We start from the raw sequence: 21,838 nt of genomic DNA, 5'->3' as shown, positions 1-21,838 counted from the left end.
CCTCAGACAAGGTCAAACAACCATAGAACCCTTGATTTGCAGGGGCGACGACGTTGCTCAACACCTGATCTGAACCTGCCAACAGTTCGTCGACAACTGGAACCTCCGCTACGACGTCGTCATCCTCGCCCGCACCGTGCGAGCCGTGGTGCTGCCGGTGGGGGCGTACTGACCCCGATGAGCCCGCAGAACCCGATGAGCCCGCAGAACCCGATGCGCACGCCGAGCCCGACGACAGCCGAAGTCGAGATCCTCCCCAGCCGCTCCAGCCGTCGTCGCGACGGCGTGACCAAGCGCCGCTCGCGTCGTCGTCGCCGGCTCATCGTCGCCCTCCTGATCGTCGTCGCCCTCCTGGGCAGTGCCGTGGCCGCCGGCGCGCTCTTCGTGCACGACGTCGTCGGCGGCAATCTGACGACGATCGCCGACGACACCGCGTTCCCCTCGGGCAAGCGGCCTGCCGCCTCGACCGGGGCGAAGAACATCCTGCTCATCGGCTCCGACTCGCGCCGACCCGATCTCGAGGGGCGCTCCGGCAATCAGCGCGCCGACACGATCATGCTCCTGAACGTCTCGGCCGACCGGCAGCATGTCGCAGTCATGTCGATCCTCCGCGACCTGTGGGTTCCCGTTCCCGGCCACGGTGAGACCAAGGTCAACGCCGCCCTCGCGCACGGCGGGACGGCCCTGCTCATCGAGACGCTCGAAGACCTCCTCGGCGCGCGCATCGACCATGTCGCGATCATCGACTTCTCCGGGCTGTCCGCCATGACGACGGCTCTGGGAGGCGTCGTCGTCGACAACCCGACGCCGTTCACGGCGAGCCGCGGCGAGGACCGGTTCTTCGCCGCCGGCCCGATCACTCTCGAGGGCGACCGAGCCCTCACGTTCGCGCGCGAGCGCTACGCCTTCTCGACCGGCGACTACCAGCGGGTCACGAACCAGCAGCTTCTCCTGCAGGGCATCGTGAGCCGGGCGCTGAGCCGGGACGTGCTGGCTGATCCTGCCAGCCTGGTCGAGTTCGTCCGGGAGACCTCGCGCACCGTGACGGTCGATGCCGGATTCACGCTGCGCGAGTCCGGAGCGCTGGCCTACAGCCTGCGCGGAGCCGACCTGAAGAACTTCGACTTCTTCACGCTGCCGACGGGCGGCACGGGCACGGTGGGCACGCAGTCCATCGTCAAGGTCGATCCGGCGGCGACGTCGAAGGTGCGAGCCGCGCTCGCGACCGACACCCTGGCCGACTACGCCCGTGGTCTCACCGAGTGACGCCTGCGGTCAGTCCCACCATTCGGGCAGGAGCAGGATGATGTTGTCGACGAGCACCTTGCGGCTGGTGCGCTTGCCGGTGAGCCAGTTCTCGATCACGCCGACGAGCCCGTGAGCGATGAAGCCGGCCGCCAAGGGCGGGGAGATCGCTTCGGGCAGGCTGTCCGAGATGCGGTTCTCGAAGTGCAGGAGCGACGACACCTCGAAGTGGCGAGCCAGTACCCGGTGCGTCGACGCGTCGAGGTTGTCGGGCAGCGCGAGCCGGTAGATGTCGCGGTACTTCACCACGTGATCGACGACGCGCTCCATGCCCTTCCGCGAGATCTCCTCCGGCGAGTGTCCACCGACCTCGCGCAGGGCGAGGTCGCTCTCGCGGATGGCGTCGAGCTCGGGCGTGAGCACGTCGGCGAGGAGCCCGCCGGGCGAAGTCGCGTGGCTGTAGAAGGTGGCCCGGTTGATGCCCGCCGCGCGGGTGACGTCGGCGACGGTGATCGTCGACACGGGAGCAGCCGATGCAAGCTCGATGATGGCGGCGTGCAATGACTTCGTCGTCTGCACGATTCTCGCATCAACCATGTGATCCTCCAGGTGCTTTATGGTGGCCCTGAGCCTAGACGCCGGGTGCCGAGAATTAACGCAGGATCGCCCGCCGACATCTGTCGTGCGATCCGGATCGCCACTACTCTGGATGGACGACGACCGTCGAGTTGTCGCCGATCACCCCCATCTTTCTCCCGCCGATCCAGGAGCGGTCCGCCACGTACTGCTGTGCGTCCGGCCCTTCTCCGCGGCCGAGTACCGCCGCCCGCGCAAAGGAGCTCCGTGACAATCGTCGTGCACCCGGGAGACGCCCTCTCCCGGCGACAGCGCCTGGTCTACATCGTCGTGCTCGGCGCCCTCACGGCGCTGGGGCCGGCGACGATCGACCTCTACCTGCCCGCGTTTCCGGCGCTGGAGTCCGACTTCAGCGTGACGACGGCGACGGTCCAGCTCACGCTGACTGCGACGACCATCGGGTTCGGCCTCGGGCAGCTGCTGGTCGGGCCGTGGAGCGACAAGGTCGGGCGGCGGCTGCCCCTGATCGTGGCGAGCTCGCTCCACGTGTGCGCGAGCGTGGGGGCGGCCACGGCGGCGAACATCGAGTTCCTGGGCCTCTTCCGGGTTCTGCAGGGGATGGGAGCGGCGGCGGGCGGTGTCGTCGCCATGGCCCTGGTGCGCGACCTCTTCGGCGGCAAGCCGCTGGTGCGCATGCTGTCGCGCCTGGCACTGGTGAACGGCCTGGCGCCGATCCTCGCGCCGGTGATCGGCTCGCAGCTGCTGCGCTTCACGAGCTGGCGCGGCATCTTCGCGGTGCTCGCGGCCTACGGGGTGCTCGTGGTGGTGGCGGCGGTCTTCTTCATCGTCGAGACCCTGCCGAAGGAGCGCCGCGCCGAGCAGGGGCACTCGACGCTCCGGCAGCGGTACCGGGTCCTCTTCCACGACCGCATCTTCGTCGGCGTCGCGCTCATGGGCGCCATGATCTTCTCGGGGCTGTTCGCGTACCTCTCGTCGTCGTCGTTCCTGTTCCAGTCGCTGTACGGATTCTCGGCGCAGGAGTACGGCCTGCTGTTCGCCGTCAACTCGCTCGGCATCGTGGTCGGCGTGCAGATCAGTGCGCGCCTGGCCCAGCGCTTCGGGCCGCAGTGGATCCTCGCGTGCTCCACCGCCACCATGCTGGTCGCCGCCCTCGCTATCGTCATTCTCGACACCCTCCAGGTCGGCCTGCTCGGCGTGCTCGTGCCCCTGTGGATCTTAATCGCGTCGTGCGGCTTCTCCTTCCCGCAGGTGCAGGTGCTCGCTCTGGCGAACCACGGCAAAGAGGCAGGAACTGCCGCCTCCCTCCTCGGCGCCCTCAACTTCGGGCTCGCCGGCCTCATCTCGCCCATCGTCGGAGTCATCGGCATCTCGACCGCAGCTCCGATGGGCGCCGTCATGGCATGCACGAGCGCCGTGGCGATCCTGAGCCTGTGGATCCTGGTACGGCCGGGGACGGTGCCGCCGCTGGGGCACTGACGCGGGTCTATCAGCGTGGCGTGGGTAGCGTGGATGGATGCCGACGCCGACCGAGCCCCGCGCCGCCGAACCCCGACCGGGTGAGCCCGGCCCGACCGAGCGCCGGGTCGCGCTCGGAGTGAGCCGCCGCTGGCCCGTCATCAGCGCCCTCGGAGCCGTCGGGCTCGCCCTTCTTATCGGCTGGCTCGTCACGGTGCGGAGCACCGCCGACCTCCTCGACGCCGAGTGGATGGAGGAGATCGTCGAGCACCGGTCTCCGATCTGGCAGGGTCCGGCGCTCGTCATGAACTTCATCGGTGGCGGCTGGTTCGGCGTGTTCGCCGTTCCGATCGGCATCGTCGCCTGGCTGCTGATCACGCGGCACCGGGCGGGCGCCCTCTACTTCGTGATGGCGACCATCCTCAGCGCCGGCGTCGTCCAGGCGCTCAAGCACACGTTCGGGCGCGCGCGACCCGCCGACATCCTGGTGACGAGCGACTTCGGGTCGTTCCCTTCGGGGCACGTGGCGAACGCCGCGACCATGGCCGTCGCCCTCGGCGTCATCTTCGGGATGCGACGGGTCTGGATCGGCGGCGCCGTGTACACCGTCGTGATGCTGGTGAGCCGCACCTACCTCGGAGCGCACTGGCTCACCGACACGGTAGGCGGCCTGCTCGTCGGCGGGGGAGTGGCCGTCGTGCTGTGGGCCCCGTTCGCGCTGCGGCTGCTGCGGGAGCGGCGGCGATCGGCGTCGGCTGGCGCATAGACCCCGTGTCTAGGCGGCGTCGACCGGGTCTTCCCGACGGCGGCACCGGCTCTTAGGCTGACCCCATGAGCGACGCAGTGGAGACCGCCCGTCAGAACGCCGAGGCGCTCGTCGCCGCCGCTGCGAAGGCGCAGGCAGAGGCGGAGGCCGCGATGGCCAGGGCGCAGGAACTCGCTGCTCAGGCCGCGGCGGCAGCGACGGCGCAGGCGCAGACGGCGGCCGACGCTCAGGCGGCGGGCGAGGCGGCGGCGCAGGCGGCAACGGCCCCCGCGGCGGCGGCTCCGGCAGCGGTGTCGGAAGTTCCTGCGCCCGCGATCGCGACAGCAGGACCTCTGGGAGAGGCCGACGTCGACGCCATCCGCGCCGGCTACGCGTTCTCCGGAGCCGCGCTCGAGATGGGCGCCCTCGTCAACGGGGATGCCCGGGCCGACGTGCCGGTGCGCATCCCGCTGGCGATGATGAACCGTCACGGTCTCGTCGCCGGAGCCACCGGCACCGGCAAGACGAAGACCCTGCAGGTGCTGGCGGAGCAGCTGTCTGCCGCCGGCGTGCCGGTCTTCGCTGCCGACGTGAAGGGCGACCTGTCGGGCATCGCGAGCCCGGGGGAGTCGTCAGAGAAGCTGCTCGACCGCACGAGGGGCATCGGCCAGGACTGGTCTCCGCTGGCGGCGCCGACGGAGTACTTCGCCCTCGGCGGCAAAGGGATCGGCGTGCCCGTGCGCGCGACGGTCTCAGGCTTCGGGCCCCTGCTGCTCAGCAAGGTCCTCGGCCTGAACGACACCCAGGAGTCGAGCCTCGGGCTGGTCTTCCACTACGCCGAGAAGGCGGGGCTTCCACTCCTCGACCTCTCCGACCTGAGAAGCGTGCTCACGTACCTGATCAGCGACGACGGCAAGGCCGAGCTCACCGACCTCGGCGGGCTGAGCTCGCAGACGGTCGGGGTGATCCTGCGCGAGCTGATCATGTTCGCCGACCAGGGCGCCGACCTGTTCTTCGGGGAGTCCGAGATCGACACGGCCGAGTTTCTGCGACTCGCTCCGGACGGACGCGGCATCGTCAGCCTGCTCGAGCTGCCCGGGGTCGCGACTCAGCCGGCGCTGTTCTCGACGTTCCTGATGTGGATGCTCGCCGACCTGTACAACGACCTGCCCGAGGTCGGCGACCTCGAGAAGCCGAAGCTGGTGTTCTTCTTCGACGAGGCCCACCTGCTGTTCAAGGACGCATCCAAGGACTTCCTCGCGCAGATCACGCAGACCGTCCGCCTCATCAGGTCGAAGGGCGTCGGCATCGTGTTCGTGACGCAGACGCCGAAGGACGTCCCGTCGGAGGTGCTGGCCCAGCTCGGCTCGCGCGTGCAGCACCAGCTCCGCGCCTTCACGCCCGACGACGCCAAAGCGCTGAAGGCCACCGTGTCGACCTATCCGTCGAGCGGCTACGACCTGGGCGCGGTGCTCACCACGCTGGCCACCGGCGAGGCCGTCGTCACGGTCATGAACGAGAAGGGTGCGCCGTCGCCGGTCGCCTGGACCCGCCTGCGGGCACCCCGCGGCTCGATGTCGCCCACGCCGACGCCCGACATGGAGGCCGCCGTCGCGGCCAGCCCGCTCATCGCGAAGTACGGCACGGCCATCGACCGCGAGTCGGCCCGCGAGATCCTGACGGCGAAGCTCGAGGGGGCAGCCGTCGCGGCTGCCGCCCGCGCCGACGCCGAGGCGAAGGCGGTCGCCGACGCGGCGACTGCGAAGGCCGCCGCGGCCGCGGCCGCGTCAGCCGCGAAGGAGCAGGCCGCGACCGCCAAGGCCGCCGCGACGGAGGCCGCGCGCGCCGAGCGGGAGCGGGCCAAGGCGCAGGCCGAGTACGAGCGGCAGCAGCGCGAGTTCGAGAAGGCCGACCGGGCGCGGCGCGCGAAGTCGACGACGGGCAGCCGGGCGCGCCCGAGAGCCCAGCAGTCGACGGACCTGCTGGGCGAGCTGCTCGGATCGAAGAGCAGTCAGAAGATCATGGGCGAGGTCGTCAAGGGGATCTTCGGGACACTGCGGCGACGCTGACGCGGTGCGGCGGGGTCTGCGGCAGCCACTCCCGGACACGGTGCGGAGCGCGCCGAGCCTGGTCGCTCAGTCCCCGAAGGCGGCCCGGAGCGCCACGACGGCGGCCGCGATGACGACGCAGGCGCTGACGACGTAGGTGATCATCGCCGCACGGCTCAGGTACCAGCCTCGAGCCATCGGGAACTCCCGGAAGTACTCCCTCCGCGACATCGGCGACAGGTCGACGGTGGTCTGCGCGTCGAGGGCGTCGGAGATCGTCGCGATGTCGGCGTCGCTCCAGAACAGCGCGTTCATGGCGAACAGGCGCCGGCCCATCGCGTCGACGGCGAGCATCTGCGTGAGGGCCTCGGTCGAGCCGCCGCGGTAGACGCGGTTCACGAGGACGCGGTCGATGAGCGACAGGTCGACGGCGGTCGTGGGGAGCACCATGCGCTGCTTGACAAAGTGCGTGGCGGTGACCGACGTGAAGACGAGCCGGAAGCGGATGTAGACGACGAAGAACACGGCCGTGACGACGACCTCGGCGAAGACCGCGACGGGCTGCAGCCAGGAGCCGTGAGTCAGCCACAGGATCGCCGCGAAGACGGGCAGGAGGCTGAAGGCACCCGACACCAGGGCCGTGCGGCCGAGCGCCGGCAGCGGCCGGACGAACGCGCGGGACGCATCGGGTGAGCCGGAGCGGACGTCGGCCACGGACTCGCGGCACTTCTCGCGAGCTGTTCGAGCGGCCCCCACAGGCCGCGTCATTTCGCTGTACATCGTGTGTTCCCCCTAAAACCTCAGGACGCCGCAGGCCCTCCACCCCTGAAGAACCGGCCGCGCAGACAAGACGATAGCCGAGGCCGGCGACATTCGTACCGCCCAGTTCGGGTGGTAACCGACTCGCAGGTATGTTTCGCGGGAGCCTGACGCGGCGGCCGGCAGTCAGACGTCGGGGTCGTCCTCCCAGACGATCTCATCGCCCAGGAACTGGCCCCGAAGCCGATCGATCTCCCGTCGATCGCGCTTCGTCGGCCGCCCGGCACCCCGGTCGCGGACGGGCAGGTAGGCGAGCTCGGCTCGCGGAGGCGGCGGCGGAGTCAGATCGATCACGGCCTCCGCGGCGATCGGGGCCCCGACGCGCTTCAGCAGGATGCCTTTGACCTTCACGATCCGGTCGAATCCCTCCACCCGGCTGCGGACCTCGTCGCCCACGCGGATCGCGTGAGCTGCCTTCACGCGCTCGCCGTTGACGCGCACGTGACCGGCTCGGCAGGCCGACGTGGCGGCCGACCGGGTCTTGTAGAGACGGACCGCCCACAACCAGACGTCCACCCGTGCGCTGGCCGGCGAATCCATCCTCCGAGCCTACGGCGACGGGGACGGTTCGTCACCCGTCCCCGAACCCGGTAGAGTTCTCTAGGTCGAACGGCACCTCATGGTTCCGATCACTGGAGAATTCGCCTAGTGGCCTATGGCGCACGCTTGGAAAGCGTGTTGGGTTTACGCCCTCGGGGGTTCGAATCCCCCATTCTCCGCTCCAATTGGGTTGATCGTGCCCGGTCCTTCGGGGCCGGGCTCTCCCGTTTCTCGCGTGCTCGCCGGGTCGCTCTCGCTCCGCGGCGAGCCCGCTGCGCTCGACACGGCGGGTTCGGAGGCGACGGCTCTAGGGTTGGATCGTGTCGACACGCATCTACATCACGTCTGCTGAAGGCCACACCGGCAAGTCCACCGTCGCGCTCGGCGTTCTCGACACGCTGAGCCACGAGCTCGGACGCGTGGGCGTCTTCCGCCCCGTCGCGCGCTCCACCAGCGAGCCCGACTACGTGCTCGAGCTGCTTCTGGCCCACGACAGCGTCGACCTCCCCTACGAGGACTGCATCGGCGTCACCTACGACGACGTGCACGCCGACCCCGACGCCGCCCTCGCCACCATCGTCGGCCGCTTCGCCGCCGTCGAGCGCCAGTGCGACGCCGTCGTCATCGTCGGCTCCGACTTCACCGACGTCGGGAGCCCGACCGAGCTCTCGTTCAACGCCCGCATCGCCGCCAACCTCGGCGCCCCCGTGCTGCTCGTGCTCGGCGGCCGGACCGCCGACGGCGACCGCCCGCGCACCGGCGCCGACATGCGCCAGGTGGCCGAGCTCACGACCCTCGAGCTCCGCTCCGAGCACGCCGGCCTGCTCGCGATCGTGGCGAACCGCGTCGAGCCCGACCTGATCGACGAGGTCACGTCCGGCATCACCGAGGCGATCGAGGGGGCTGTGCCCGTGTGGGCGCTCCCCGAGGACCGCGTCCTCGTCAGCCCCACGCTCCGCGCAGTCATGTCCGCGGCTCGGGCCCGCCTGCTCCAGGGCGACGACGCCCTGCTCGACCGTGAGGCCGTCGGAGTCGTCGTCGCCGCCATGTCGATGGAGAACGTCCTGCCCCGCCTGACCGAGGGTGCCGTCGTGGTCGTCCCCGGCGACCGGTCCGACGTGCTGGTGGCGACCGTGCTCGCCCACGCGTCCGACACCTTCCCGTCGCTCTCCGGCATCGTCCTCAACGGCGGCTTCGACCTCGCGCCCCAGGTCGTCCGCCTCATCGGCGGCCTCAACAGCCCGCTGCCCATCCTGTGGTCGGAGCTCGGCACCTACGACACCGCCCTCCGTATCACGCAGACCCGCGGCCGGCTGGCCGCCGAGTCGCCGCGCAAGTACGACCTCGCCCTGTCGCTGTTCGAGAACGGCGTCGACGGGGCCGAGCTGCTGCGCCTGCTGCAGGTCGGGCCCTCGCAGGTCGTCACGCCCCTCATGTTCGAGTACCAGCTGCTCGACCGTGCCCGCAGCAGCAAGAAGCACATCGTGCTTCCCGAGGGCGACGACGACCGGATCCTCAAGGCGGCCTCGTCGCTCCTGCAGCGCGGCGTCGCCCGGTTGACCCTGCTCGGCAACGAGTCCAGCGTTCGCTCCCGGGGAGCCGAGCTGGGCCTCGACCTCGCCGACGCGACGGTGCTCGACCCCTTCGATCCGAAGCTCCAGACGAGGTTCGCCACCGAGTACGCCGCGCTCCGCGCCCACAAGGGCACGACCATGGACATGGCGATGGACACCGTCACCGACGTCTCGTACTTCGGCACGATGATGGTCAAGATGGGCCTCGCCGACGGAATGGTCTCGGGCGCGAAGCACACCACCGCGCACACGATCCGCCCGTCGTTCGAGGTCATCAAGACCAAGCCGGGCGTCAACGTCGTGTCGAGCGTCTTCCTGATGGCGCTCGCCGACCGCGTGCTCGTCTACGGCGACTGCGCCGTCATCCCCGACCCGACCTCCGAGCAGCTCGCCGACATCGCGATCTCGTCGGCCGAGACGGCCGTGCAGTTCGGCATCGAGCCGCGGATCGCCATGCTGAGCTACTCCACCGGCACCTCGGGCTCCGGCGCCGACGTCGAGAAGGTGCGCTTAGCGACCGAGCTGGTCCGCGAGCGCCGCCCCGACCTGCTCGTCGAGGGGCCGATCCAGTACGACGCCGCGGCCGACCCGACCGTCGCCGCGACGAAGATGCCCGACTCGGCGGTCGCCGGCCGCGCGACGGTGTTCATCTTCCCCGACCTGAACACCGGCAACAACACCTACAAGGCCGTCCAGCGCAGCGCCGGCGCCGTCGCCATCGGGCCGATCCTGCAGGGGCTCAACAAGCCGATCAACGACCTCTCGCGCGGCGCCCTGGTCAGCGACATCGTGAACACGGTCGCCATCACCGCGATCCAGGCCGGGACCGAGGCGTAGGCCGCGGCAGCCTCCGTTCCTGCACCCCCTCTCTTCAACAGAAAGCACCCCACGTGAGCGCAGTCCTCGTCGTCAACTCCGGTTCGTCGTCGTTCAAGTACCAGCTGATCGAGCTCGACGGGGAGCGCACCCTCGCCTCCGGGCTCGTCGAGCGCATCGGCGAGGAGGTCGGCGCCACCACGCACAAGAACGTGCTGACCGGCGACGAGACGTCGAACGACTCGACGCCGATCCCCGACCACGCGGCCGGCTTCTCGGCGATGCTCCGCGCCTTCGAGCAGCACGGCCCCTCGTTCGACGAGCACCCGCTGATCGCCGTCGGCCACCGCGTCGTTCACGGCGGCTCGGAGTTCGCGACCGCCACGGTCGTCACGTCCGAGGTCGAGAAGGCGATCGACCGGCTCTCGGCGCTGGCGCCCCTCCACAACCCCGCCAACCTGCAGGGCATCCGGGCTGCGCGCAAGGCCTTCCCCGACTCGCCTCAGGTCGCCGTCTTCGACACGGCGTTCCACCAGACGCTGGCCCCGGCGGCCTACACGTACGCCATCGACGACGCGCTGGCGAAGAAGCACGCGGTGAGGCGGTACGGGTTCCACGGCACCAGCCACAAGTACGTGTCGGAGGAGGCTGCGAAGTTCCTGCGCCGCCCGCTCGGCGAGTTGAAGATGATCGTGCTGCACATCGGCAACGGCGCCTCGGCGACGGCGATCGACCGCGGACGCAGCATCGAGACGTCGATGGGACTCACGCCTCTGGAGGGCCTCGTGATGGGCACGCGCTCGGGCGACGTCGATCCGGCCGTGGTGTTCCACCTGCACCGCGAGGAGGGACTGACGTTCGAGGAGCTCGAGACGATGCTCAACAAGCGCAGCGGCCTGCTCGGGCTCACCGGCAACGGCGACATGCGCGACGTGCAAGACGCGGCCTCGCGCGGAGACGAGACGGCCGAGGCGGCGCTCGCGGTGTACCGGCACCGGATCCGCCACTACGTCGGCGCCTACATCGCCCAGCTCGGCGGGCTCGATGCGGTCGTCTTCACGGCCGGGGTCGGCGAGAACAACGCCCTGCTGCGGCGCCGCACGCTGCTGGGCCTCGACTTCTTGGGGATCACCATCGACGACGATCGCAACGAGCTCGGCTCTCGCGAGGCCCGCTTCATCTCGAAGGAGGGCGCGCCGGTCGCCGTGCTCGTCGTCCCCACCGATGAAGAGCTCGAGATCGCGCGTCAGGCCGCCGCTATCGTGTGAGCGGCCCGCCGGCGCCGGGTCGCACCCCGCCGCCGCGCCGAAAGGACTCAGCCGGGCCGCCGCGGCGGCCGTCGCGCCGACGGGACTCAGTACTTGATGGCCGCCAGGGCATCGCTGATGTCGAGCTCGCCACTCGTCAACTCGAACTGCGTCTTGACGGCCGTGCCCTCGATGATGGCCGTCGCGACCACAGCGGCCACGTCGGCGCGGGGGATCGAGGCGTTCTCGAGGCGAGCGCCGACCGCGACGGCTCCGGTGGGGGAGTCGTCGGTGAGGGTGCCGGGGCGCACGATCGTCCAGTCGAGGCCATCGCGCGCGCGGATGTCGGCGTCGGCCTCGCTCTTCGCGCGCAGGTAGACCTGGAACACGTCGTCGTCGGCCGCGGGGAGCTTCGCGCGCTCGGCGTCGAAGTCGTCAGTGTGGATGGCCGACACCAGCACGTACCGCGAGACGCCGGCGCGCTCGGCCGCATCAGCGAGCAAAATCGCGCCGTCGCGGTCGATCGTCAGCTTGCGCTCGGCGCCGCTGGCTCCGCCGCCACCCGCCGCGAAGACCACGGCGTCGGCGCCGTCGAGGTGGCCGGCGAGCGTGTCGACGTCGGCGCTCTCGAGGTCGAGCACGATGGCCCGGGCTCCGGCGGACTCGAGCTCGGCGACGTGGTCGGGGTTGCGGACGATCCCGACCGGGTCGTGACCCGCGTCGGACAGGAGGCGTTCGAGGAGCAGGGCGATCTTGCCGTGACCACCGGCGATGACGATTCTCATGAGTCCATCCAACCCGGGTGTCCTGCAAGACGCGTCATAGCAGGTAAAGTAGTCGACGGCTCCCCACGTGGCGCCATCCAGGCCAACTCCCCCAGGGCAGAAATGCAGCAAGGGTAACCGGGCTCTGGCGGGTGCGTGGGGGGTCTTTCGTTTTCTGCTGGCGCAGAAAACCTCGGCGCACCCGGCAGACAGTGCTCGTTGGTCAGGATGCTTCGCATCCTGACGTGGCGGGTGCGTATCGCGGCTCGGCGACGGCGACGTGGCCATCGCCGTCGGTCCGGGCGGGGCGCGGCGACGACGAGGGCCACCTCGCGCGCTGGCGGGCGGGGCTCGACGACGCAGCGGCGTGTCCGCACTGTGGAGGACACCTTTGTCCTCCATCTGTCGAATACCCTCGAACTGGGGGGTCGAACCAGACCGTCCAGTCGGTTCGGTTCGTCGCAACCTGCTTATGATGGCCGCAGAAACACCGTCGCCCCTCACCAGGGCATCGGCACTCCATCCCTCACGGAAGGACGCGACCGTGACGTCGCACACCAGGATCAGGCTCTCCACGACTTCGGTCGTGCTTCACCGTGGCGCCGCTCGAAGCAGGCCGCACAGACCCTAGAGGTCGTGCACCACCGATCGACGATCAGGCGTCGACCAGCACGGCCCCGCTCCACCTCCGGTGGGATGCGCGCCCCACCACCGCGCATCCCGCCCTCGCAACGACGCGAGCACCAGCCTCACCGCACCACCTGCAGCCTCACCAGCACCGCCGGCCCTCTCACCACGAGCCGAAGCACCCGCAGGCACCACGGGCTCCACCCGCTCCACGGCACCATCGGCACCACCCCTCCGCCCCACCATCGGAGGGTTTCCGGATCAGTGACGGCACCCACCGTCAGGAAGAGACACCTCATGGACTCCCAGAGGACCCCCGGCCGCACCCTCCTCGGCCGCCTCCCGCGCACGACTTCTCGCCACTTCACCAGGGGTGCTCTCGTCAAGGCCGCGGCCGCGACCATCGTCGGCGCGGTCATCGCCGCGTCGGCCGTCGTGCCCGCGCAGGCCGCGACCGGCGACGTCTCCGAGGCCGAGGGCGTGCTGCTCTCCGGGTCCGGGATCGTCAACCTCGACACCATCGCCCAGCTGAAGGGCGCCTACTCGTCGACGAGTGCGACGACGTCGGCCGGCACCGTCGCGAACCCCCTCGACCTCACCGCCGTCAACGCGCTGGGCGTGAACCTCGGCAACGGCGTGCAGCTGCTCGGCGCGAACGGGATCCTCCAGCTCGGCGTGGCCGGCCAGTACGCCGCCACGACGGCGACCACCTCGACGGCGGCGGCCGGTCTCGTCGGCTCCGACGGCACGATCGCAGTGGGCGCAGGAACTCCGGGCACCCCGTCGACCCTCAACCTCACGCCGCTCCTGAGCCGCGTCGGCGCGGCCTCGGCCGTCGCGTCCAGCGCCGAGCTCGACCTCGGCGCCCTCGCCTCGCGCATCCAGGCGCAGCGGACCACGGGCGCGGCGACGACCGGCTACGGAATCGCCGGCGCCAAGTTCCAGCTCACGAGCCCTGCGGTGGCGGGTCTCAACACCTCGCTGCAGACGACGGTCAACGGCGTCGGCTCGAGCCTGAACAACGCGGTCGCCGATCCGGCCGCGCTCAACTCGGTGGTGTCGGGCACCTCGGGAGGCCTGACGTCGGCCCTCAACACGCTCGGCCTCGGCGTGCTCAGCCTGAACGGCACGGCCCTCACCGCGAACATCACCGGCCTCAACCTCGCCGGTGTCACGGCGCCGGTTCTCGCGCAGACCTACACGTCGGGCCCGGTGACGATCAACCCGTCGACGGGCCAGATCGTCATCGACCTGAACACGCTGCAGGCGCTGAACGGCCAGGATCCGAACACGAAGCTGCTGTCGACGCCGGCCCTCCAGAGCATCGTCACCGCCGCGATCCAGGACATCCTCGTCACGCAGATCCCGACCGCGCTGAACACGGCCGTCGTGACCGCGATCGGCAACGCGACGCTGAACGCGACCCTGACCGCGAAGATCAGCCTGCTCGGCGGCAACGTCTCCAACCTCACCGTGAACATGACGACGTCGCTCGCGAACCTCCTCAAGACGACCGGTCGCGCTCCCCTCACGGTGACAGCCAGCGCGACCGCGATCGGCGCCCTGGGGCTGAACATCTCGAGCGCCGTGCTCAACCCGCTGCTCCAGCCGCTCGTGGACGGAACAGTCGCGCCCCTGCTGCGCGGTCTCGTCGCCCCGACCGTCGGCACGATCACCTCTACTCTCGCCGCCACGACCGGTCTCGTGAACACGACCCTCGCGCCGCTCACCGGCATCCTGAACCAGCTGGTGACGATCACCGTGAACGCGCAGGACTCGACGACGGGCTTCCGGGACTCCCGCGGCGACGACGCGGGCTCCCAGTCGGTCTCCGCCCTCCGACTGACGGTGCTGCCGGCCCTCAACGCGGCGACCGTCAACCTCGCCACCTCGACCGTCAACGCGACGCCGATCGCACCCGTCGCCATCACGGCGCCGACGGTCGGCCAGCAGTTCACCGTCGCCACCCCGACCGCCACCCGATCCATCACCGTCAGCGGCACCGGCGAGCCCGGCGCCGGCGTGGCAGTCGACCTCGGCGGCGGCCGCACCGGCACCGCCACGGTCGCAGCCGACGGCACCTGGTCGTCCACGATCCCGGGCGTGGGGGTGGGCTCCGTCACCGCCAGCGTCACGCAGACCTTCGGCGGCGTCGCCGGCAGCCCGGTCACCCGCGCCTTCACCGTCGTGGCCCAGGCTCCGCTGACCATCACGAGCCCGACCGCCGGCCGTACCTTCACCGTCGTCTCGAACTCGGCCACGACGCCCGTCACCATCACCGGCACCTCGACGCCGGGTGCCGCTATCGCCCTCGACCTCGGCTCGGGCATCACCGGCACCACCACGGCACAGGCCGACGGCACCTGGTCGGCGACGATTCCCTCGCTCGCGGTCGGTCCGTACACGGCCTCGGCCACGCAGACCATCGGCGGCACGACGTCCGCAGCCGTCACCCGCTCCTTCTCGGTCGCCGCGGGCGCCCCGCTCACCGTCGCGACACCCGCTGACGGCACCCGGATCGTCGTCCCGAGCGCCACGTCGACGACCACCGTCACCGTCACCGGTACCGCGCAGCCCGGGGCGACTGTGACCGCGTCGCTCGGCTCGGGCCTCACCGGCACGGACACCGCGGCCGCCGACGGCACGTACAGCATCCCGATCTCGGGCGTCGGCACGGGGCCGTACACGGTCGGCGTCCGCCAGACCGTGGCCGGCACCCAGTCCGCTGCCATCACACGCGACATCACTGTCGTCGCGGCGTCGCCGGTCGTCATCCAGGCACCTGCCGCGGGAGCGCAGATCTCGGTCGCGGGCCCGAACTCGACCACTCCGGTCACCGTCTCCGGCACGGCGCAGCCGAATGCCTCCGTCACCGTGCAGCTCATGACCGGCGTCACGGCGATCGTCATCGCCGGCTCAAACGGCGCATGGAGCACGACCTTCCCGGCCGTCCCGGTCGGCGACTACACGGCCAGCGCGACGCAGACCGTCGCCGGGGCGACCTCACCCGCCGTCACCCGCGCCTTCTCGGTCGTCGCCGGAGCCGATGTCGTCATCACGGCCCCGGCTGCCGGCACCGTCTCGACGGTGGCCGATTCGACGTCGACCCGCAGCGTCACGGTCTCGGGCACCGCCCAGCCCAACGCCTCAGTGGCCGTCGTCCTGGACGCGACGCACACCGCGACGGTCACCGCGAACGGCTCCGGCGCGTGGACGACCACGTTCACCGGCGTCGGAGTCGGCGACTACGCCATCACGGCCGCACAGACGGTGAACGGAACGAGCTCCGTGCCGGTCACCCGCCCGTACTCGATCGTCGCCGGCGCACCCGTCGTCATCACCGCTCCGGCTCCCGGGGCGACGGTCCTGGTCGCCGGCGCCGGCACCAGCGCCAGCGTCAGGGTCAGCGGCACGGCCCAGCCGAACGCCAGCGTGACGATCGACCTCGGCGGCCAGACCGCGACGGTCACGGCCAGCGCCTCCGGCGTCTGGACGAACGCCTTCTCGGGCGTCGCCATCGGCACGCACACCATCAGCGTCGCCGAGACCGTGGGCGGCACGACGTCGCCCGCCGTCACGCAGACCCTGACCGTCGCGGTCGGCGACCCGGTCGCCATCACGGCGCCGAACCCGGGCGACAGCGTCACCGTCTTCGGCGCCGACGGCTCGACCACTGTCGTGGTCTCCGGGACCGCCCAGGCCGGCGCCCGAGTGGTGGCCGGCTTCGGAGCCGGGCTGAACGCGGCGACGACGGCCTCCGCCTCGGGGGCCTGGACGGTCTCGATCCCGAACGTCGCGGTCGGCGACTACTCGCTGTCGGCCACCCAGACGATCAACGGCTCGAGTGCCGCGTCCGCGTCACAGGCGTTCTCGGTCATCGAGGGCGACGGCATCGTCATCCAGACGCCGGCGAGCGGCACGGTCTTCGCCGTGGCCGATGCCGGCTCGACCCGGCCGTCGACCGTCGTCTCCGGTGTCGCCGATGACGGGGCCGCCGTCACTGTCACCCTCGACTCGGGCCAGTCGCTGTCGACCACGGCGAGCAGCTCCGGCACGTGGAGCGTCTCGTTCCCGAACCTGACGCCGCGCACCTACACCGTCGGGGCGAGCCAGACCGTCGGGGCCGTGTCGTCCCCCGCCATCAGCACGAGCTTCACGATCGCGGTGGGCGACCCCGTCACGATCACCTCGCCCGCCGCCGGCACCGACTACACGGTGGCAGCCGCCGGGCAGACGGTCCCCGTGACCGTCACCGGCTCCGCGCAGGCGAATGCCGTGGTCCACGTCACGGCCGACGGCCGCACCGTCGACGTCACCGCCTCGGCTGCCGGCCGCTGGTCGCTCGTGCTCGACGGCTCGGCGAACGGGACCGGATCGGGCCTGGGCATCGGCGACTACCCGGTGAGCGCCACCCAGACCGTCGGCGGCACCACGTCGACGCTGCCGGCCACGACCGACTTCACGGTCTCGGCCGGAACCCCCTTCACGGTGGCTGCCCCCCTCGACGGCTCCATCGTCCCGGTCGCCGACGATGCCAGCACGGTCACCGTGCCGGTCTCGGGCACCGGCCAGGTCGGCGCGTCCGTGGCAGTCACTCACGCCGGCGTCGCCAAGACCGTCACGGTCGGCATGAACGGCACCTGGTCGACCTCCTTCCCGGGAGTCGGCACCGGTGACCAGACCTTCGTGTCGGTCGAGACCGTCGGCTCGACGACCGCCGGCCCGATCAGCCGGACGATCACGGTGAAGGCCGCCCCGGCCGTCACCGTCGTGGCCCCGGAGTCCGGCTCGACCATCCTGGTCGCCGGAGCGGGTTCGACGACGGACGTCACCGCGACCGGAACCGCGGCGCCGAACGCCCCCGTGACCGTCACGGTCGGCTCGACGAGCGTCGACACGACGGCGACCGCCGGCGGCACCTGGACGGCCGACCTCGGCCAGCTCGGGACCGGCACCTACACCGTGGGCGCCGCTCAGACGGTCAACGGCACCACGTCGACGCCGATCACCTCGACCTTCCAGGTCGCAGCCGCCCCGGCGGTGGTCATCACGACGCCGGCCGCCGGCACGACCATCACGGTCGCCGACGACGACTCGACCACGAGCGTCCCGGTCGCCGGGACGGCGTCTCCGAACGCGACGGTCGACGTGACCATCGGCACGACGACACGCGAGGTCACCGCCAGCGGCACCGGGGCCTGGTCGACGACCATCCCGGACGTCGGGACGGGCACCGCGACCATCTCGGTCACTCAGACCATCGGCGACACCGTCTCGGCGGCAGTCACCGCGACCGTGACGATCACAGCGGGCGACCCCGTCGCCATCACGACGCCGGCCGACGGCTCGACCGTGACCGTGGCGGATGCCGTGGCGACGGCGACGATCCCCGTGACCGGCACGGCCCAGGCCGGGGCCAGCGTCCGCGTGACGCTCGACGGCGGCACGCCGAAGACGGTCACGGCCGACAACTCGGGCAACTGGTCGACGAGCTTCACCGGCGTCGCGGTCGACGTCGACCCGCACACCATCGCGGCGACCCAGACCGTGAACGGCACGACGTCGGCGGCCGTGACGAGTGACGTCACCGTCGAGGCGGGCGACCTCGTCACGATCACCACGCCCGACGACGGCGACGCGTACGTCGTCGCCAGCGACTCGGCGACGACCGACGTGAAGGTCATCGGCACGGCCGAGGCCGGAGCCACGGTCACGGCCGAGCTCGCCGACGGCATCGCCGCGACCACGACCGCCAACGGCGACGGCACCTACACGCTGACCCTCCGCGACGTGCCGACCGGTCCGCACACGATCTCGGTCACCCAGACGATCGACGGGACCACGTCGGTCGAGCCCGCCACGGTGAAGATCACCGTCGGCACGGCGGACGCGGTCACGATCACGACTCCGGTCGCCGGCACCGACCTCCAGGTCGCCACCATCGGCGAGACCGTCGACGTGCCGGTCTCGGGTGTCGCCGAGCCGGGAGCCGACATCACCGTCGACCTCGGCGGCGGCCTCACCGCGACCACCACGGCGGGCGACGACGGAAAATGGTCGGTCACCGTGCAGGGCGTCCCGGTCGGCGACCACACGATCTCGGTCGTGCAGACCATCGGCGGCTTCGACGCCGATCCGGTGACGCGCGACCTCGTCGTCAGCGTGGCCGACCGCGTGGTCGTCAGCGCTCCGGCCTCCGGCGCGATCATCCCCGTCGCGACCGCCGGCAGCACGACGAGCGTCCCGGTCTCCGGCACCGCCGAGCCGAACACGGCCGTGCGGGTCTCGCTCGACGGCGGCACCCCCGCGGTCGTCACGAGCGACGGCGACGGCGCCTGGTCGACGACCTTCACCGGCGTCGGCGTGGACGACCACAGCGTCAGCGTCGTGGAGGTGCTCGACAACGGGCCCACGACGCCGGTCGTGGTGGCGTTCTCGGTCGGCGTCGCACAGGCCCTGACCATCTCCACCCCGCAGGCGGGACAGCAGTTCCAGCTTCCCCTGGGCACCGAGACGACCACGGTGCCGGTCTCGGGAACAGGCCTGCCCGGAGCCTCGGTGACCGCCACCCTCGACGGCCTCCAGCCGAAGACCACCACGGTCGCGGCGAACGGGACCTGGTCGGTGTCGTTCCCCGGCGTCGGCACGCTGCCCGCGACTCACGAGATCGAGGCCGTCCAGACGGTCGCCGGCACCGCGCAGGCGCCGAGAGACGTCACGTTCTCGGTGGTCACGAGCCTGAACCCGGCGGCCCCCGTCGAGATCACCTCGCCCACCGCGGGTGACGTGCTGCCCGACGCGGACGGCGACGGCACGGTCGACGTGCCGGTCTCCGGAACCGGCCAGCCCGGATCGACCATCACGGTCGACCTCGGCGACGGCCACACGGCGACCACGACCGTCGGCGACGGCGGCACCTGGACCGTCACGGTCACCGACGTCCCGGTCGGTCCGATCACGATCGTGGTCACTCAGAGCGCGAACGGCACGGTGACGAGCTCCGACAGCGCCACAGTGACGGCCGACACGGTCGCCCCCGCTGTCATCACGGCTCCCGCCGACGGCTCCACGGTCTTCGTCTCGGACGACGGCGCGACCACCGACCTCCTGGTCTCCGGCACCGGCGAGCCGGGCGCTTCGATCGCGATCGACCTCGGCGGCGGCCTCACCGCCACCGCCACGATCGGCTCGAACGGCAAGTGGAGTGCCACGGTCGACGGCGTCCCCGTCGGCGACCACACGGTCTCGGTCGTCGAGACCAGCGACGGCGCGATCCTCCCGGCGGTGACCTCGAAGGTGTCGGTCGACGTCGCCGACCCGGTGAGGATCGCGACCCCGGCCGACGGCACCACTGTCACGCAGCCCACGGCGGGCGGCTCGCTGCCAGTCACTGGCACGGCCCAGGCCGGCGAGCAGGTCTCGGTCTCGCTCGACGGCGGCACGCCGAAGGTCGTGACCGCCGGCACCGACGGGACGTGGGCCGTGACGTTCCCGACCGTCGCCGCAGGAGACCATGAGATCTCGGTGACGCAGGAACTCGCCGACGGCCCCACCGACGCGGTCACCGCCGACGTGACGGTCCGCGTGGCGAACTCCGTGGCGATCACCGCTCCGCAGACGGGCCAGCAGATCCAGGTCCAGACGGGCTCCGCGACGAACGTCGTGGTGACCGGCACGGGCGAGCCCGGCGCGAAGGTCAAGGTCGTGCTGAACGGCGTCGACCCGCAGACGGCGACCGTCACGGCCCAGGGCACCTGGACCACGACGTTCACGGCGGTCGACCCCGGCAGCCGCAGCGTCACCGCGACCCAGACGGTCGGCGGCGTCGCCGGCGATCCCGCGAAGGTCACCTTCACCGTCGTCGAGAAGGCGAATCCGGTCGCCGCTCCGACGATCACGAGCCCGTCCGCGGGACAGATCGTCCGCGACGACGACGGCGACGGCTTCTTCGACGTCCCGGTGACGGGCACGGGCGAGCCTCGATCGACCATCACGGTCGACCTGGGCGACGGCCTCACCCGCACGACGACGGTCGGCGCAGACGGCACCTGGTCGGTCACGGTCACAGCCGTGCCCGACGGGCAGGCAACCATCCAGGTCACCCAGAAGACCGGCAGCGTCGTCACCGGCTCCACCGCGGTGACGGTGACCGGCACGAAGGCGGCCCCGATCGCGATCACCGCCCCGACGGCCGGGCAGAACGTGCCCGCCGGCCTCGGCGGCACGGGGGCCACGACGGTCACGGGCACCGCAGAGCCGGGCGCCACCGTGAGGGTCCGCCTCGACGGAGGCACCGCGCAGACGGTCACCGCCGACGCCGACGGCGCCTGGTCGGTCTCGCTGACGGGGCTTGCGACCGGCAGCCACACCGTGACGGCGACCGAGACGGTCGGAGTGGCCACCTCGGCACCCGTGTCCGTGGCATTCACGGTCGTCCCGGTCACGACGACCGGCGGCATCACGGTGCTGAAGCCGTCAGACAACGCACTGATCCCCGACTTCGACCGGGACGGACACCACGTCGTGCCGATCAGCGGAATCGGCACCCCGGGTGCGCTGGTGACGGTCGATCTCGACAACGGCACGATCCTGACCACGACCGTCCTCGCGGACGGCACATGGAGCGTGACCTTCCCGCTGGTGCTCGACGGCGACCACACCTTCATCGCCTCGCAGACGGTGGCCGGCGTGTCGACCAGTGCTCCCCAGCAGTCGTTCACCCTGATGGCGCTCGACCCGCTGAAGGTGAACTCGCCGGCGCCGGGCTCGACCTACATGGCCGGCAGCGACGGCACGGCGACCGTCCCGATCATGGGGACGGCCGAGCCGGGGGCGTCGGTGACGGTGATGCTCGACAACGGCGACACCAAGACGGTCGTGGCCGATGCCGACGGCAACTGGAGCGTCGCGTTCGCGGGAGTGGCACCGGGTGCGCACACCTACACCGTGACGCAGTCGATCATGGGCATGACGTCCGACCCGGTCTCCACCACGTTCACCGTGATGCGCGATCCGGCCGCCGGCAGCGGGGGAAGCACGAACGGCGGCGGCACCGGCGGCGGCACTGGCTCCGGCGGGGGCCCGGGCAGCGGCAGCGGTACCGGCTCGGGAACCGGCTCCGGCACCATCGCTCCCGCCGGCAACGGCGGCACGACCAGCTCCGCCCCGACCTCCCTGGTCGAACGCGGACTGGCCTACACAGGCTCGGTCGTCCTTCCCTGGGCGGCCGTGGGCGCAGGCATCCTCGCGCTGGGTCTCGGGATGTTGGGTGCATCCCGCGGACTGAGCAGGATCAGGGCGAGGAAACGCTAGCGCCGGAGGCGACCCTCTCCTTCGGGTGTGAGAGGGTCGCCTCCCTTCT

Annotated in this window: 11 protein-coding genes, 1 tRNA gene and 1 other RNA gene; 9 read left to right on the top strand and 4 right to left on the bottom strand. The window is 71.1% G+C overall.

Going from position 1 to position 21,838, the window contains the following annotated elements; genetic code table 11:
* Positions 1–177: 177 nt before the first annotated feature.
* Positions 178–1,266, top strand: a complete 1,089-nt coding sequence (locus tag AC3CBB_RS09870) for an LCP family protein (protein WP_488624441.1) — start codon at positions 178–180, stop codon at positions 1,264–1,266.
* Positions 1,267–1,275: 9 nt separating this feature from the next.
* Here AC3CBB_RS09870 and AC3CBB_RS09865 read toward each other — a convergent pair whose 3' ends face one another.
* Positions 1,276–1,842: a TetR/AcrR family transcriptional regulator gene (locus tag AC3CBB_RS09865; RefSeq protein WP_148061245.1), complete on the bottom strand. Its 567-nt coding sequence runs from the start codon at positions 1,840–1,842 to the stop codon at positions 1,276–1,278.
* Between the two features lie 246 nt (positions 1,843–2,088).
* Here AC3CBB_RS09865 and AC3CBB_RS09860 point away from each other — a divergent pair, with 246 nt between their 5' ends.
* The 3 genes from AC3CBB_RS09860 to AC3CBB_RS09850 all read left to right on the top strand — a co-directional run bounded on the left by AC3CBB_RS09860 (position 2,089) and on the right by AC3CBB_RS09850 (position 6,111).
* A complete protein-coding gene (locus tag AC3CBB_RS09860; RefSeq protein ID WP_488624440.1) occupies positions 2,089–3,318 on the top strand; it encodes a multidrug effflux MFS transporter in 1,230 nt (409 codons plus the stop codon).
* A gap of 37 nt (positions 3,319–3,355) precedes the next feature.
* A complete protein-coding gene (locus AC3CBB_RS09855) occupies positions 3,356–4,063 on the top strand; it encodes a phosphatase PAP2 family protein (RefSeq protein ID WP_488624439.1) in 708 nt (235 codons plus the stop codon).
* Between the two features lie 65 nt (positions 4,064–4,128).
* Positions 4,129–6,111, top strand: coding sequence for a helicase HerA-like domain-containing protein (locus AC3CBB_RS09850; RefSeq protein ID WP_488624438.1), 1,983 nt, complete (start codon positions 4,129–4,131; stop codon positions 6,109–6,111).
* A 66-nt stretch (positions 6,112–6,177) separates the two neighbouring features.
* On the opposite strand, the gene AC3CBB_RS09845 is transcribed toward AC3CBB_RS09850, so the two are convergent.
* Both AC3CBB_RS09845 and AC3CBB_RS09840 read right to left on the bottom strand, forming a co-directional pair.
* A complete protein-coding gene (locus tag AC3CBB_RS09845) occupies positions 6,178–6,804 on the bottom strand; it encodes a hypothetical protein (RefSeq protein ID WP_488624437.1) in 627 nt (208 codons plus the stop codon).
* A gap of 231 nt (positions 6,805–7,035) precedes the next feature.
* On the bottom strand, positions 7,036–7,449 hold the full coding sequence (locus AC3CBB_RS09840) for an RNA-binding S4 domain-containing protein (RefSeq protein ID WP_488624436.1): 414 nt from the start codon (positions 7,447–7,449) through the stop codon (positions 7,036–7,038).
* 94 nt (positions 7,450–7,543) lie between these two features.
* Here AC3CBB_RS09840 and AC3CBB_RS09835 point away from each other — a divergent pair.
* The 3 genes from AC3CBB_RS09835 (at position 7,544) to AC3CBB_RS09825 (ending at position 11,107) form a co-directional block, all read left to right on the top strand.
* Positions 7,544–7,628, top strand: a tRNA-Ser gene (locus AC3CBB_RS09835).
* Positions 7,629–7,769: 141 nt separating this feature from the next.
* Positions 7,770–9,860: a phosphate acetyltransferase gene (gene pta, locus AC3CBB_RS09830; protein WP_488624435.1), complete on the top strand. Its 2,091-nt coding sequence runs from the start codon at positions 7,770–7,772 to the stop codon at positions 9,858–9,860.
* Positions 9,861–9,913: 53 nt separating this feature from the next.
* Complete coding sequence (locus tag AC3CBB_RS09825) at positions 9,914–11,107, top strand: acetate/propionate family kinase (protein ID WP_488624434.1); 1,194 nt, start codon at positions 9,914–9,916, stop codon at positions 11,105–11,107.
* Between the two features lie 86 nt (positions 11,108–11,193).
* On the opposite strand, the gene AC3CBB_RS09820 is transcribed toward AC3CBB_RS09825, so the two are convergent.
* Positions 11,194–11,871, bottom strand: a complete 678-nt coding sequence (locus AC3CBB_RS09820) for an NAD(P)H-binding protein (protein ID WP_123507398.1) — start codon at positions 11,869–11,871, stop codon at positions 11,194–11,196.
* Between the two features lie 54 nt (positions 11,872–11,925).
* Here AC3CBB_RS09820 and ffs point away from each other — a divergent pair.
* Together ffs and AC3CBB_RS09810 are read left to right on the top strand one after the other, a co-directional pair.
* An RNA gene (gene ffs, locus AC3CBB_RS09815) (signal recognition particle sRNA small type) lies at positions 11,926–12,022 on the top strand.
* A 752-nt stretch (positions 12,023–12,774) separates the two neighbouring features.
* Positions 12,775–21,789 (top strand): choice-of-anchor G family protein, encoded by a 9,015-nt coding sequence (locus AC3CBB_RS09810; protein WP_488624433.1) that lies wholly within the window; start codon positions 12,775–12,777, stop codon positions 21,787–21,789.
* Positions 21,790–21,838: the final 49 nt, after the last annotated feature.

The sequence above is a fragment of the Frondihabitans sp. OV104 genome (assembly GCF_057787745.1).
This window is presented reverse-complemented; position numbering and strand designations above follow the sequence as displayed.